Origin of the sequence: Actinophytocola sp. (assembly GCF_036378875.1) — a bacterium.
In the GTDB taxonomy this organism is placed as follows: domain Bacteria; phylum Actinomycetota; class Actinomycetes; order Mycobacteriales; family Pseudonocardiaceae; genus Actinophytocola.
Genome location: NZ_DASUVO010000174.1, coordinates 186278 through 199899 on the forward strand (window position 1 = coordinate 186278; position 13622 = coordinate 199899).

General features: G+C 69.8%; 15 protein-coding genes. 9 read left to right on the forward strand and 6 right to left on the reverse strand.

Annotated features, from left to right (window positions below):
- Positions 1 to 60 precede the first annotated feature (60 nt).
- Entirely contained in the window at positions 61 to 642 is a 582-nt protein-coding gene (locus tag VF106_RS49530) for an RNA polymerase sigma factor (RefSeq protein WP_330847112.1), read from the forward strand.
- Between the two features lie 107 nt (positions 643 to 749).
- Here VF106_RS49530 and VF106_RS49535 read toward each other — a convergent pair whose 3' ends face one another.
- Positions 750 to 1943 (reverse strand): sensor histidine kinase, encoded by a 1194-nt coding sequence (locus tag VF106_RS49535; RefSeq protein ID WP_330847113.1) that lies wholly within the window; start codon positions 1941 to 1943, stop codon positions 750 to 752.
- Positions 1940 to 2596 (reverse strand): response regulator transcription factor, encoded by a 657-nt coding sequence (locus VF106_RS49540; protein ID WP_330847114.1) that lies wholly within the window; start codon positions 2594 to 2596, stop codon positions 1940 to 1942. Before VF106_RS49540 ends, VF106_RS49535 begins: the two co-directional genes overlap by 4 nt.
- 105 nt (positions 2597 to 2701) lie before the next feature.
- On the opposite strand from VF106_RS49540, the gene dacB reads away from it, so the two are divergent.
- The 6 genes from dacB to VF106_RS49570 all read left to right on the forward strand — a co-directional run bounded on the left by dacB (position 2702) and on the right by VF106_RS49570 (position 9343).
- Positions 2702 to 4252, forward strand: coding sequence for a D-alanyl-D-alanine carboxypeptidase/D-alanyl-D-alanine endopeptidase (gene dacB, locus VF106_RS49545; RefSeq protein ID WP_330847115.1), 1551 nt, complete (start codon positions 2702 to 2704; stop codon positions 4250 to 4252).
- Positions 4249 to 5385 carry a serine hydrolase domain-containing protein gene (locus tag VF106_RS49550; protein WP_330847116.1) on the forward strand — a complete coding sequence of 379 codons (1137 nt, stop codon included), beginning with the start codon at positions 4249 to 4251 and terminating at the stop codon, positions 5383 to 5385. The genes dacB and VF106_RS49550 overlap by 4 nt, the downstream gene beginning before the upstream one ends.
- 124 nt (positions 5386 to 5509) lie before the next feature.
- Entirely contained in the window at positions 5510 to 6424 is a 915-nt protein-coding gene (locus tag VF106_RS49555) for an ABC transporter ATP-binding protein (protein ID WP_330847117.1), read from the forward strand.
- A complete protein-coding gene (locus VF106_RS49560; protein ID WP_330847118.1) occupies positions 6421 to 7194 on the forward strand; it encodes an ABC transporter permease in 774 nt (257 codons plus the stop codon). The genes VF106_RS49555 and VF106_RS49560 overlap by 4 nt, the downstream gene beginning before the upstream one ends.
- Positions 7195 to 7205: 11 nt before the next feature.
- Positions 7206 to 7901, forward strand: a complete 696-nt coding sequence (locus VF106_RS49565; RefSeq protein WP_330847119.1) for a response regulator transcription factor — start codon at positions 7206 to 7208, stop codon at positions 7899 to 7901.
- Complete coding sequence (locus VF106_RS49570) at positions 7898 to 9343, forward strand: sensor histidine kinase (protein WP_330847120.1); 1446 nt, start codon at positions 7898 to 7900, stop codon at positions 9341 to 9343. Before VF106_RS49565 ends, VF106_RS49570 begins: the two co-directional genes overlap by 4 nt.
- A gap of 62 nt (positions 9344 to 9405) precedes the next feature.
- Here VF106_RS49570 and VF106_RS49575 read toward each other — a convergent pair whose 3' ends face one another.
- Positions 9406 to 10209 (reverse strand): endonuclease/exonuclease/phosphatase family protein, encoded by an 804-nt coding sequence (locus VF106_RS49575; RefSeq protein WP_330847121.1) that lies wholly within the window; start codon positions 10207 to 10209, stop codon positions 9406 to 9408.
- A gap of 72 nt (positions 10210 to 10281) precedes the next feature.
- Here VF106_RS49575 and VF106_RS49580 point away from each other — a divergent pair, with 72 nt between their 5' ends.
- Positions 10282 to 11487 (forward strand): cytochrome P450 family protein, encoded by a 1206-nt coding sequence (locus VF106_RS49580; protein ID WP_330847122.1) that lies wholly within the window; start codon positions 10282 to 10284, stop codon positions 11485 to 11487.
- Entirely contained in the window at positions 11488 to 12111 is a 624-nt protein-coding gene (locus tag VF106_RS49585; RefSeq protein WP_330847123.1) for a class I SAM-dependent methyltransferase, read from the forward strand.
- On the opposite strand, the gene VF106_RS49590 is transcribed toward VF106_RS49585, so the two are convergent.
- The 3 genes from VF106_RS49590 to VF106_RS49600 are packed head-to-tail and all read right to left on the reverse strand — an operon-like array spanning position 12087 to position 13614.
- On the reverse strand, positions 12087 to 12953 hold the full coding sequence (locus VF106_RS49590) for a WXG100 family type VII secretion target (protein WP_330847124.1): 867 nt from the start codon (positions 12951 to 12953) through the stop codon (positions 12087 to 12089). The genes VF106_RS49585 and VF106_RS49590 overlap by 25 nt on opposite strands.
- The gene (locus VF106_RS49595; protein ID WP_330847125.1) at positions 12950 to 13270 is read right to left on the reverse strand and encodes a type VII secretion target; all 321 of its coding nucleotides are present in this window, start codon (positions 13268 to 13270) and stop codon (positions 12950 to 12952) included. Before VF106_RS49595 ends, VF106_RS49590 begins: the two co-directional genes overlap by 4 nt.
- On the reverse strand, positions 13267 to 13614 hold the full coding sequence (locus VF106_RS49600) for a YbaB/EbfC family nucleoid-associated protein (protein ID WP_330847126.1): 348 nt from the start codon (positions 13612 to 13614) through the stop codon (positions 13267 to 13269). The genes VF106_RS49595 and VF106_RS49600 overlap by 4 nt, the downstream gene beginning before the upstream one ends.
- Between the last annotated feature and the right edge of the window lie 8 nt (positions 13615 to 13622).

Genomic DNA, 13622 nt, shown 5'->3' on the forward strand with positions numbered 1-13622 from the left:
TGCCTGGCCCGCAAGGTCGCCGCAAGGTCGGCGAGCAGGGCGTGGCGAAATCGTGAAGCAATGCGGTACCACGACTCGCCTGTCACGCCATTGCTGGAGCGCGCCGCACGCGGCACGGAATCCGCGTGGCGCGAAATCATCACCCGTTATTCCCCTTTGGTCCTCGCGGTGTGTCACGACCACGGAATCAGTGGGATGGACGCCGAGGACGTCGCCGGTTCGGTGTGGCTGCGCCTGGTGACCAACCTGACGAGCATCCGCGAGCCGGAGGCGCTGCCCGGCTGGCTGCGCACCACCGTCCGCAACGAGTGCCTCATGTTGCTGCGGCACCGGAACCGCCAGATACCGACGGACAACGTCGAGGTCCGCGAGGACATCGACTCGGACATCGACGCGGACATCGACACGAACCTGATCGGCGCGGAACGCCGTGCCGCGGCCAGGGAAGCCGTCGACCGGCTGCCCGCGCGCGACCTCGAACTGCTCACGCTGCTGTTCGCGGACCCACCGAAGCCGTACAAGGAAATCAGCTCGACGCTGGGGATCCCGGTCGGCGCGATCGGTCCGACGAGGGCCCGCTGCCTCGCGCGGGCCCGTCGCACGCCGGCGGTCGCGGCACTGCTGGATCACAGGATCACCTGATCGGTGAGCCCGGGCGCGGCTCTCGGCAGCGCCCGGCACGTCCACGTCAACCTGGAAAGTCGCATGACTCCCAGAGCACCCGAGCGGCGATCTGATACCGCGGGATCTCAGGGTGTCCCGGGCTGGCGTGCGATGAAGGACGCCTTCATCGCACCGGGTGCCAACGGGAGGTCGACCGTGATGTCCAGTCCGCCGGTCGCCGGCGCGGTGGCGGACACCTGCCCGTGATGGGCCTCGGCGACCGCACGCACGATGGACAGGCCGAGCCCGGTCCCGCCGTTGGTCCTGGGGTGGTTGGCCGGGCCTCGGACGAACGGCTCGAACAAACTGTCCACCGTGGTCGGATCGACGTGCTGACCGGTGTTGGTGACACGCAGTCGTGCGTGTCCTGCCTCGGTGCCGGTGGTGACCAGGACGTGGCCGCCGGGTTCGTTGTGGTTGACGGCGTTGTCGACGAGGTTGCCGATCATGCGGTCGAGCAGGACCGGGTCGCCGTCGACCCGCGCCGAGGACAGGTCCGTCCGCAGCTCGGTGCCGCGAGCCGACGCGCGCCTTGCGGTGGCGGCCACCGCACCGGCAGCCAGGTCCGCGAGGTCGACCCGCCGCGGCTCGGTGGGTCCGGTGTGGCTGCGGGCCAACGCGAGCAGCCCGTCGATGGTGCGCTGGCTGTGCACGACGGCGTCACGGACGTCGCCGGTCATGACGAGCAGTTCCTCGGTGCTGGGCCGGCCGTCGAGGGTCACGTCGATGGCGGTGCGCATGGTGGTCAGCGGCGTGCGCAGCTCGTGGGCGGCGTTGGCGACGAACATCCGTTGGCCGTGCAGCAGCCGGTCCCGGTCGGCGATGCCGGACTCGATGCGTTCCAGCATCCCGTTGATGGTCTGCGCCAGGGCGGCCAGCTCGTCGGCGGGTGGGGTGACCGGCACGCGCTCGGACAGGTTCTCCGCCGACAGGCGCTGTGCGGTGGCGGACATGGCGCGGATGGGCCGCAGCACCCGGCTGGCCATGAGCCAGCCCAGCAGCGCGGTGAGCAGCGTGACGATTCCCAGCGCCAGTGCGGACTGGGTCAGCAGCTGGGAGAGCGTCTCCGCCCGCAGGCGCTCCATGGCGTCCACCATGTCGTCGGGGTCGCGCAGCGGCGGCGGCACGCCCTCCCCGTTGTGGCGGAAGGAGACGAACACCGGCCGGGCGGCGAGGCTGCGTCGTACGAGGACGTAGGTGAGCCCGACGAGCGCGGCACCCGCACCGAGGACCAGCGCGGTGTGCAGCACCGTGAGCCTTCCTCGGGCACTGAGCCTCACGTGCCGATCCGGTAGCCGGCGCCGGTGACGGTGTGGATGACCGGCGGATCACCGAGCTTGCGCCGCAGGGTGCCGACGGTGATCCGGACCGCGTTGGTGAACGGGTCGGCGTGCTCGTCCCACACCTTGTCCAGCAGGGTTTCGGCGCTGACCACCGCGCCGCCGGCGGCCAACAGCTGTTCGAGCACCCCGAACTCCTTCGGCGTCAGGTGCAACAGCAGGCCGGCACGTTCGACGGTGCGCCGGGCGGGGTCGAGCACCACGTCGGCGCCCCGCAGCACCGGCGGCCGGGCGGTGACGGCACGGCGGGCCAGGGCACGCACCCTGGCGACCAGCTCGGTGAAAGCGAACGGCTTGCCCAGGTAGTCGTCGGCCCCGATGCTGAGCCCGTCCACCCGGTCCTCGACCGCGCCCGACGCGGTGAGCATCAGCACGCGGGACGTGCCACGCTCGGCCAGCCGCCGGCACACCGTGTCGCCGTGGACCACCGGCAGGTCCCGGTCCAGCACCACCACGTCATAGGGCGTGAGCTCGATCTTGTCGAGGGCGGCCTGGCCGTCCAGGGCGATGTCCACCGCGCAGCCGTGCTTGCGCAGTCCCGCCGCGATGTACCCGGCCAGGGGTTGTTCGTCCTCGACCAGCAGCACACGCATTCGCCCAGTCTGACCACCCCGACCTATGGATCATGTATGGCTCGCTCATCGGCTGCCGAACCGTGCCCGCCGGTAGGACTTCTTCCACTGTCGAAGGGAGAAGTCGTGACTGTGCTGTCCAGACGGACCGCGCTCCGCCTGCTCGGTGCCGCTCCGGTGGCCGCGGGCGCGGTGGCGGCCACCTCCGGGACCGCGTACGCCCGGTCTCCGGGGCTGGCCGAGCGGATCCAGGGGATCATCGACCAGCCGGTGTTCCATGGATCCCACTGGGGGATGGCGTTCTACGCGCCGGACACCGACGAGATCGTGTACGCGGCGAACCCCGCCGAGCTGTTCGTGGCCGGCTCGTCGTTAAAGGTGTTCATCGCGGGCACGGCCTTCGAGGCACTCGGGGCGAGTCACCGGTTCCGCACCAGGATCCGCCGGACCGGCCCGGTCGTGCGCGGCGTGCTCAGGGGTGACCTCGTGCTGGTGGCCGGGGGCGACCTGCTGCTGGCGGGCAGGTCGCGGCCGGACGGCACGCTGCTGCTGCCCGACACGGATCCCAGCTACCCCGGCCAGCCGCCGCTGCCGGACCCACTGCGGGAGATCCGGGGCCTGGCCGGGCAGGTCGCGGCGGCCGGCGTGCGGCGGGTCGACGGCAGGGTCCTGGTCGACATCTCGTTGTTCGCCGAGGCGCGCGAAGGCATCGCGTTCAACGACACGATGATCACGGTGTCTCCGATGATGGTCGGCGACAACGTGGTGCACGCGGTCGTCACGCCCGGCGCCGCCGCTGGTGAGCCGGGCGTCGTGCGGTCGGCCGTGCCGACGAACCACGTGCGCTTCGTCAGCCAGGTCCAGACCGTGGCCGGCGCACCGGCACGGCAGCTGGCGGTCACCGACGACGTCATCAACCCGGACGGGACCCACACCGTGACGGTCACCGGCGACATCCCGGTGGGCGCTCCGACCCAGTACACGTCGTACTTCGTGCTGAGCCCGACGACCTACGCGGCGGCCGTCCTCACCGAGGCGTTGCGTGCCAGGGGTGTGCACGTCGACGGTGCGGGGGTTGGCGGGCACCCGAGGGGGCCCGCTTTGGCCGAGCACGTCTCACTTCCCTTGTCGGAGCAGGTGAAGCCGATGCTCAAGTCCAGTTCGAACGTCCACACGGCGACGTTCCCGTACGTGGTGGGCGCGGGCAGCGTCAGTCCGAAGGAGACCTACGAACAGTACCGGCGGCAGCTGTTCCGCGCGGCCGGCCTCGACCCGGACCCGGCCGGCGCGACCGACGGGAAGTACACCGCGGAGACGTTCATCAAGTTCCTGGCACACATGCGGCGGCGGCCGTACTTCACCCCGTTCCACCGGGCGCTGCCCATCCTGGGCCGGGACGGGAGCCTGGCCGGGAACCAGCCCAACTCGCCGGCGGCGGGCCACGTGTACGCCAAGACCGGGACCGCCATGATGATGGCCCCCTCGGGCGTCGGTGTGGTCAACAAGGCTCTTGCCGGATACATCGAGCTGCCGAACGGCCGCTGGCTCACGTTCGCCCAGTTCATGAACCAGGAGGGGGACATGAACGCGGCCCGCGACCTGGCCGGTAAGGCACAGGAGGCGATGGCAGAGATTGCCGCCGCTGTCTACGAAACCCTCGGAAGGACATCACGATGACCACGTCCCGTCGATCGTTGCTCGGTTTGCTGGGCGTGGGCGGGCTGATGGCCTCGACCGGTTGGGCACGCGCGGAATCCGCTTCCGTGTCAAGGGATCTGCGTCCCGGCGGCGCCTTCGACCGGTTCGTGGCCCAGCAGGCTGCGGAGGACAGGTTCTCCGGCACCGTTCTCCTGGCACACCGCGGTAAGCCGGTGCTGGTCCGCGCGCACGGACTGTCCAACAAGGATCTTGGCCTGCCCAACCGCGCCGACACCGCGTTCGGCCTCGCGTCGATCACGAAGGTCTTCACCGCCATCGCGATCGCGCAACTGGCGCAGCAGAGGAAAATGGCGTTCCACGACACCCTCGGCACTCACCTGCCGGGCTTTCCCGCCGAGATCGCGGACACAGTCACCGTGCACCAGCTGCTGACGCACACGTCCGGGGTCGGCAGGCCGTCCTTCGGCAGCGGCGCACCGTCGGACCCGAGCTGGAACAGCTACGACGCGGTGATGGAGGGCACCATGGCCATCATCCGCCAGACTCCGCTCCAGTTCACGCCGGGCACCAGGTACGTGTACAGCAACGACGGCTTCGTCGTGCTGGGCGCGATCGTCGCGGCGGTGTCCGGTCAGTCCTATTTCGACTACGTGCGCCAGCACGTGTTCACCCCGGCCGGCATGAGCCGCACCGACTTCTACAGCCGTCCACAGGTGCTGGCCGACAACCGCATCGCCCGTCCCTACTGGACGCAACGCACCGGAGAACGCGCCGACTTCATGGCAAGCCCTTACGCGCCGTTCACCATCGGCCCACCCGGCGGGGCCTACTCGACCGTGTCCGACCTGCTGGCCTTCACCCGAGCGCTGGCAGGCGGCACACTACTCAGCCCGGCCATGGCAGCGCTCATGAGCAGCGGAAAGGTCCCCGTACCCGGCGACCCTTTGTCCCAAGTGGACTTCTACGGCTACGGCCACCGCGACTCGATCGTCAACGGCCAACGCGTCCACGGCCACTCGGGCAGCGGCCCCGGCATGGCCACCCGCCTGGACATCCACACCGACCGCGACTGGGTGGCGATCGTCCTCAGCAACTACGACACCACCATCAACCCGATCGTCGCACTGGAACGCGACCTCATCACCGCCTGACCGGCGCGCGCCTGGGGGTTTTCTGTGAGCGGGCAGGCGGCGCTGGGCCCGGGCCTGCCGAACTCTCAGAGTTTTCCCAGAAGCTCTCAGGACCCGGCCAGTTCGGCCCGCCAGGCTCGGGTCCATGACAGTGATCGACATACAGGGGCTCACCAAGCGGTACGGGCCCGACACCGTGGTGGACGACCTGTCGTTCACCGTGGAGCCGGGACAGGTGACCGGTTTCCTCGGGCCGAACGGCGCGGGCAAGTCCACGACCATGAGGATGATCCTCGGGCTGGCCGCCCCCACCGGGGGGTCGGTGACCATCGGCGGCCGGCACTACCGTGATCTGCCCGTGCCGTTGACCGAGGTGGGGGCGCTGCTCGACGCGGGCGCCGTGCACGGTGGCCGGAAGGCGTACGACCACCTGCTCGCGCTCGCGGTGAGCAACGGGATCCCCCGGCGCCGGGTCGACGAGGTGCTTGCCAGGACCGGGCTCGAAAGTGTGGCAGGCAGGCGGGCCGGCGGGTTCTCGCTCGGTATGCGGCAGCGGCTCGGGATCGCGGCGGCGCTGCTCGGTGAGCCGCGGGTGCTGATCTTCGACGAACCCGTGAACGGCCTGGATCCCGAGGGTATTCGCTGGATCAGGGACTTCATGCGTGACCTCGCCCGCGAGGGGCGGGCGGTGCTCGTGTCCAGCCATCTCATGAGCGAGATGGCCCAGACCGCCGATCACCTCGTCGTCATCGGCCGTGGGCGGCTCATCGCCGACACCGGGATGAGCGAGTTCCTGCACGCCAGCGGCGAAGGCACCGTGCTCGTCCGCACGCCGGAGTCGGGGTCGTTCGCACGCCGGTTGACCGCCGCGGGGGCCACCGTGCGGGAGGGGACCGAGTCCGCGCTCGTCGTGTCCGGCATGACCAGCACGGAGATCGGCAAGCTCGCCGCCTACCACGGCGTCACGCTCAGCGAGCTCACCCCGCAGCGGCCGTCGTTGGAGGACGCCTTCATGGAGTTGACCAGGGACAGCGTCGAGTACCAAGGGGTGACCGCATGAGCTTCGTCGACACCGTGCACTCGGAGTGGATCAAGCTACGCGGGCTGCGCTCCACCTGGTACACCCTGGCCTGCCTGTTCGTGGTCGGGCTCGGCATCACCACCCTCGCCATGAGCTCCGCGGGGAAGGAGTACGGGAGCGCGACGGCCGAGGAACAGCTGGCCTGGGATCCGACCAACTTCAGCCTGAGGTCGTACATCGTCGCCCAGCTGATCATCGGGGTACTCGGCATCCTGGTCGTCACCGCCGAGTTCGCGACCGGTCTGATGTCGACGTCGCTGACCGCCACGCCGCGCCGGCACCGGTTGCTGGCTGCCAAGATCGTGCTGGCCGCGGTCGTCGCCGTGGTGGCGGGGCAGGTGCTGATGTTCGCCGCCTTCTTCATCGGGCAGGCCATCGCCGCCGCGCAGGACGTGCCCAGCGCGACGCTCGGCGATCCCGGTGTGCTCTCCGCGGTGGCGGGTGGCGGTCTGTACCTTGCGGCGATCGCGCTGCTCGCGGTCGGGCTCGGCACGATCATGCGGGCCACGGCGGGAGCACTCGCCACACTGGTGGGGATCGTCTTCCTGGTGCCCGCGTTGGCAGCCCTGTTGCCCTCATGGCTCCAGGGTGTCCTCAACTACTGGCCGACTCTTGGCGCGGCCGCGGTCTTCTCGACCGTTCCGGACCCGAACCTCCCCCACCCGTGGCTGAACCTGGGTGGGATGTGTCTCGGTGTCGCCGCCGTGCTGGTCGCCGCGTTCACCGTCTTCCGTCGACGCGATGTGTGATGCTGGCCGGCGTGGAAGCGATGCTGCTGGTCGTGGATGACGAGCCCACCGTCCGTGAGCTGCTGTCCGCGACGCTGCGGTTCGCCGGGTTCCGGGTGACCTCGGCGGCGACCGGCACGGAGGCGGTCGCCGCGGCCACCGAGGAGGTGCCCGATCTGGTGCTGCTCGACGTCATGCTGCCGGACATGGACGGCTTCGAGGTGGTCCGGCGGCTGCGTGAACAGCGTCTCGCCGGCCGGAACGGGCCGGTGCCGGTCCTCTTCCTCACCGCGAGGGACCGGCAGGCCGACAAGATCACCGGCCTGTCGCTCGGCGCGGACGACTACGTGACGAAGCCGTTCGACCTGGAGGAGCTGATCGCCCGGATCCGCGCGATCCTCCGCCGCACCGGCGGAGGACAGGCCGGCGTGCTCACGGTGGGCGCGCTCGCACTCGACACCGAGGGGCATCAGGTGACGCGGGCCGGACAACCGGTCCGCGTCTCCCCCACCGAGTTCCGGCTGTTGCGTTACCTGATGGAGAACGCGGGGCGGGTGGTGTCCAAGGCGCAGATCCTGGATCGCGTGTGGCACTACGACTTCGGCGGCGACGCCAGCATCGTCGACACCTACATCTCCTACCTGCGACGCAAGGTCGACGCCGAGGAGCCCAAGCTCATCCACACCGTGCACGGCGTGGGTTACGTGCTGCGGGAGCCACGGCGGTGAGCCGGTTCTCGTTGCGGGCCAGGCTGTTGCTGCTCACCGCGGCCCTGCTCCTCGCTGGGCTGAGCCTCATCAGCGCGCTTGTGTCAGAACACGTCGAGCGCTACCAGCGCGACCGGCTCGACGGCCAGCTGCGCTCGTTCACCGAAATCATCGCCCGCGTGTCGGCCACCCGACCGCCCAAGGTCACGGGCACCGACGCGAACCCAGAACTCCTCGATCCCGCCCTCGACCTGATCGGGACGCCGTACCTGGTGTATCTCGACGCGAAGGGCGCGGTGATGAGCGGCATCCACTCGACGCGGCTGAACGCCGCGACATTGCCGGCCAACGAGACCCTGCGGACGGTCCCCACCGACGGGACCGCCGTCGACCTGCCCGCCGCGGACGACTCGGGACGCTGGCGAGCGGTCGCCGAGCCGGCAACGGGGTGGGGTGGCACGGTGATCGCGGCCGCACCGCTCACCGAAGCCGACGCCACCATCGCCCAGCTCCGCACCAGCAGCCTGATCAGCGGCGCCGCGTTGCTCGTCCTGCTGACGGCGGTTGGCTGGTTCGCCCTCGGCCGGGGACTGAATCCACTGCGCCGGATCGAACACACGGCGGCCGCGATCGCCGGCGGCGACCTCACCCGGCGCGTGCCCGGCATCGCGCCGCCCGGCACGGAGATCGGCCACCTGGCGACGTCGCTCAACACCATGCTCGGCCAGCTCGAACAGGCCTTCTCCGACCGTGCGGCGGCCGAGGCCCGGATGCGCACGTTCCTCTCGGACGTCAGCCACGAACTGCGCACCCCGCTCTTCGGCATCAAGGGCTCGACCGAGCTGTACCGGATGGGCGCGCTACCGGAACGGGCCGACGTCGACGAGACAATGCACCGCATCGACCGCGAGGCCACCCGGCTCACCGCCCTGACCGAGGATCTGCTGTTGCTGGCCCAACTCGACGAGGCGCCGGAGGGACAGCTGGACCCAACACCGATGGACCTCCGCACCCTCGCGGGCGACGCCCGGCACGACCTGCGTGCCCTCGACCCGACCCGCCCGATCGAGCTGACCGGCCCAGGCGGCCACGGCTCAGCTGGCCCGGCCCCCGTCCACGCCGACGAGGCCCGGCTGCGGCAGGTCGTCACCAACCTCGTCGGCAACGCCGCCGCCCACACTCCGCCAGGCACACCGGTCCGCATCGGCGTCGGCACCGCGAACGGCCACGCCGTGTTGGAAGTCGCCGACGAGGGCCCGGGAATGACGGCCGAGCAGGCAGAACACGTCTTCGACCGCTTCTACCGCACCGACCGCTCCCGAACCCGCTCGGACGGCGCCAACGCGGGCCTCGGACTCGCCATCGCGCGCTCACTGGCCCAGGCACACGGCGGCGACGTCGAGTTGGCAACCGAACTCGGCGAAGGCGCGTGCTTCCGGTTGACGCTGCCGCTCGCACCGTGACGGAACGACGGGCAGTGTCCCGAAAGACGCGCTCATGTCGTTGAACGTCCCCATCGCGTCTTTCAGGACACCAGCGAGCCGTTCGTAGGATTCCGGAGCCGGATTCGCGGGGCCAGATGGTCAGACAGGTGAGCCGCTTCGGCGAGCGCCAGGTCGGCGGTGTGTACCGGCTGTCCGGACACCAGCAGGTAGTCGATGCGGTGGGCCGGTCGTCCGACGGGCAGGTACTCGGGGCGGTAGGTCGGGTGGTCTGCCGCCGCGAACGGGTCGTGCCAGGCGCCGTGATCGACGATGTGCGGGTAGAGCGCGCTGGTGCTGGCGATGTTGAAGTCCCCGCCGAGAATCGACAACGGCACGGTGTGAGCGCCGGCGGTGCGCATCGCGTCGTGGACGATGCGCAGCTGTTGGCTGTGCAGGCGGTGGTGCCGGTTGGCCGGTGACCAGTCGCCATCGCGGTTGGCCGTGAGTTGGGTGTTTCCCAGCAGGACGGTGTCATCCACCGTTCGCGCGGTGAGCACGCCCTGCAGCCGGCAACTCAGCGCGGCCATCGCACGAAAGCGCAGGTTCCCGATACCAGGACGCGCCGGGGTGAAGGCGGTGAACGTTGGCCGGCGCAGCGGTTGGCGTGCGAACACCGCCAACCCACCGGCCGGGTGACCGGCCAGACCAGAACGCCACGCGACATGGGGCAACGACGGCAGGCGAGCGCCGATGAACCGCAGCAGCGAACGGGTCCAGACCTCCTGCAGCAACAACACGTCCACGTCCAGGTCCGTCAGGCGACGGCAGAACTCGACCGCCCGCTCGCGAGCCGGGACCCCGCGGGCCCGCACGCCCACGAAGACGTTGAAGGACAGCACATCCATCGCCCCTCCGAGCGCCGTCGTTTCTGGGAGTATGCAGGAGCCGGTTGTGTGACAACGAAGTGAGGACGTGCGATGCAGGTGATCCCGCTCGATGTCAGTGGTTCGGACATTCACGCCGAGGGCGTTCGGTTGCGGGCGCGGGGAACGGCGACGCCGGTGGAGTTGCCTGGCGGTGTGCGGGTCTGGGCGGTGACCGGCCACGAGCCGCTGCGCCAACTGCTCGCCGACCCCAGGGTGTCGAAGGACGCGCGGCAACACTGGGCGGCGTACGTCAACGGTGAGATCACCGAGGACTGGCCGCTGCACATCTGGGTTTCGGTGCGGAACATGTTCACCGCCTACGGATCCGACCATCGGCGACTGCGTTCCCTGGTGTCTTCTGCCTTCACCGTTCGCCGCACGGCCGCGCTCCGCCCCGAGATCGAGGCGATCACCCAGGACCTGCTGGACACGATCGAGCAGACGCCCGATCCGGTGGACCTGCGCGCCCAGTACGCCTACCCGGTGCCCATCGAGGTCATCTGCCGGCTCTTCGGCGTGCCCGACGACCAGCGTGCCGTCATGCGTCAGATCGTGGACCTGCTGTTCGACTCGACCGTGACCGCCGAAGAGGCGCAGGCCAACATCGCCAGGATGTACGAGCTGTTCGCCGATCTCGTGGCACGCAAACGCGATGCACCCGGTGACGACCTGACCAGCGCGCTGATCACCACCCGGGACGACCAGGCCGACCGGCTGAACGAGACCGAGCTCGTGGACACGCTGGTCCTCATGCTGTCCGCCGGCCACGAGACGACGGTGAACCTGCTCGACCACGCGATCACGGCGCTGCTCACCCACCCGGACCAGCTCGACCAGGTCCGCGCCGGGCACCGAACGTGGAGCGACGTGATCGAGGAAACCCTGCGCTGGCAAGCACCCGTGCCGTACCTGCCCCTGCGCTACGCCGTCGAGGACCTCGCCGTGGACGGCACGATCATCCCCCGAGGCGACGCGATCCTCGCCTGCTACGGCGCCGCCGGCCGCGACCCCGGCCCGTACGGTGACACGGCCGACGAGTTCGACCTCAGCCGTGCCACCAAACAACATCTGTCCTTCGGTCACGGCGTGCACCACTGTCTCGGCGCTCCGCTGGCCCGGCTGGAGGCCGAGATCGCCCTGCCCGCCCTGTTCGACCGCTTTCCACAGTTGACGCTCGCGGTGCCGGCGGAGGAACTGACTACGCTGCGCACGTTCCTCTCCAACGGCCACACCGCCCTGCCCGTAAGGAAACGCTAGGTGCCCTCTCACCTTCAGGAAACGGCCGACGCCTACGACGCCATCGCTGTCCGCTACGCCGAACTCCCCCGCGACGACCTGGAAACCATTCCCCTGGACCGTGCGGCGCTCGCCGCGTTCGCCGAGCTTGTGCGGACGGGGCCGGTGGCGGAGCTGGGTTGTGGTCCCGGCCCCGTCACCGCGCACCTGCGGAACCTGGGACTGGACATCTTCGGCATCGACCTGTCGCCGGTGATGATCGACCTGGCCCGTGAGGCGTACCCGGACCTACGGTTCGAGGTCGGTTCCATGGATGCCCTGGACCTGGCCGACGGCGAGCTGAACGGCATCGTGTCGTGGTATTCGGTCATCCACACCCCACCGTCGGACCTGCCCGCGTACTTCACCGAGTTCCGCCGAGTACTCGCCCTCGGCGGCCATCTCCTGCTCGCCTTCTTCGAATCGGAAGGCGAGCCGGTCACACCGTTCGACCACAAGGTGACGGAAGCCTTCCGCTGGCCGATCGACGACCTCGCCGAGCTCGCAGGCGAAGCGGGGTTCGTCGAGGTCGGCCGGGTGCTACGCGCGCCGCGCGAGGACGAACGACAGTTCCGCCGGGGTCACCTGCTGATGCGCACAGGTTGAGCAGGCAACGGGTTCGCGGGCTGCTCGCTCGACGGCTTGGCCGTGGAAGGCGTGCCACCCTGGCTCTGCTTTCCGATGAACGTGAGCACCTCCTTGACGAGCTTGACGACGCCGACCGACCCGTCGATGATCTTGATCAGGTTCTCGCCGCTGGACAGCAGTTCGGCCATCTTGCCGGCGATCTTGCCGGCGCACTCGACGGCGATGCCAACGCACTCCGGGATCGCGGCGGCGATGCTCTGCCCGAACGTCATCGGGGCCTCGGCGATCGCCTTGCTCATGATCGGCACGATCCTGCCGACCGCCTCGTTGATCAGCGTGGTGACGTCGGCGACGGTCTTGGCGACCGCCTGACCTGCGCCGATCAGTCCCTTTGCCGTGGTGAGCGCCGTTTCCGCGATCGAGAGGATCCCGTCCGCCAGCTCGGTGCCCTTGCTCAGGTAGTCCGACGCGGCCTGACCGGACCACTCACTGGTCTGGCCGGACGCCGTGGACCGGTACTCCTCCGCCACGGCGGTACCGTTCCGCGCGGCGCCGTCGAACTCGTTCGCGCCGGACGAGACCGGGGACGGGTCACCTCGCAGCTGGTTCAGCGGCTCGTCCAGGAACGAGACCATCGGCGTGAGGAAGCCCATCCCCGAGCTATCCAAAGTAGACAATGGGCTGCCGGTCGAGTTGATCGTGTCGAGGGAGACGGTCGGCCCGCCGGCGAGGTCCGCCGACAGCCATTCCTTCTTGTCGACGGCGCCCTTGGCGATCCGCAGTTGGGCGAGCAGCGCGTTGATCTCCAGGGCGTCCGGCTCGCCGGAGTGCGAGCCGTTCCTGGGCAGTGTCGCGGTCATCGGACGCCCTCCATGCTCGCCTCGATGCCGGTCAGGGTGGTCGCGTTGACGCCGTCGGTGCGCTCGTAGTCGTCCGCGGCCTGCCGGATGCCGCCGCTCACCATGTCTACTGTGGATGCGGCATGCCCGAAGGCGTTCAGCGTCTCGGTCATCGCACCACCCAGCCCGGCGGTGAGGAACTGGGCGAACGAGCCGAGCGACTGCTCGGCCAGCGAGCCCGGCAGCCCGGCACCGATGGCGGCGAGTTGGTCGGCGTAGCGAGCCAACGCATTGGCGTGCGCACGCAGTTGGTCGGGGTCTACATCGAAGTCAGTCATCGCACGACCTCCGCCGGCTGGTGTTGCGTGATCTGCGCCAGCGCGTCGCCTTCGCCGAGGTAGACCGCCATCACCTCGGCCACCCGCGCGCTGGCGAGCCGCTGCGCCTCACGCGACGTCGCCGTGATGAGCGCACCGAGGGCGTCGGTCTCGAGCTTGCGGGCCGCCGGTGTCAGCCTGACCTGCTCGAGCCCGCCCCCGGCGTTCACGGTCACGGTGACCTCGCCGCGCGGCGAGGTCACGCTCGCCCCGACCTCACGCAGGCTCGCGCTCGCCGCGCGGGCGTTGTAGGCGACGCGCTCGATCCGGTCGCGGTAGTCCGCCAGCCACTGTGCTGGTTCCATGAGATTCC

Excerpts from the sequence above, each read along its gene's own strand:
- VF106_RS49530 (WP_330847112.1), top strand. The coding sequence starts at position 61 with ATGCGGTACCACGACTCGCCTGTCACGCCATTGCTGGAGCGCGCCGCA.
- VF106_RS49575 (WP_330847121.1), bottom strand. The coding sequence starts at position 10,209 with ATGGATGTGCTGTCCTTCAACGTCTTCGTGGGCGTGCGGGCCCGCGGG.
- VF106_RS49600 (WP_330847126.1), bottom strand. The coding sequence starts at position 13,614 with ATGGAACCAGCACAGTGGCTGGCGGACTACCGCGACCGGATCGAGCGC.
- VF106_RS49595 (WP_330847125.1), bottom strand. The coding sequence starts at position 13,270 with ATGACTGACTTCGATGTAGACCCCGACCAACTGCGTGCGCACGCCAAT.
- VF106_RS49590 (WP_330847124.1), bottom strand. The coding sequence starts at position 12,953 with ATGACCGCGACACTGCCCAGGAACGGCTCGCACTCCGGCGAGCCGGAC.
- VF106_RS49560 (WP_330847118.1), top strand. The coding sequence starts at position 6,421 with ATGAGCTTCGTCGACACCGTGCACTCGGAGTGGATCAAGCTACGCGGG.
- VF106_RS49540 (WP_330847114.1), bottom strand. The coding sequence starts at position 2,596 with ATGCGTGTGCTGCTGGTCGAGGACGAACAACCCCTGGCCGGGTACATC.
- VF106_RS49580 (WP_330847122.1), top strand. The coding sequence starts at position 10,282 with ATGCAGGTGATCCCGCTCGATGTCAGTGGTTCGGACATTCACGCCGAG.
- VF106_RS49550 (WP_330847116.1), top strand. The coding sequence starts at position 4,249 with ATGACCACGTCCCGTCGATCGTTGCTCGGTTTGCTGGGCGTGGGCGGG.
- VF106_RS49555 (WP_330847117.1), top strand. The coding sequence starts at position 5,510 with ATGACAGTGATCGACATACAGGGGCTCACCAAGCGGTACGGGCCCGAC.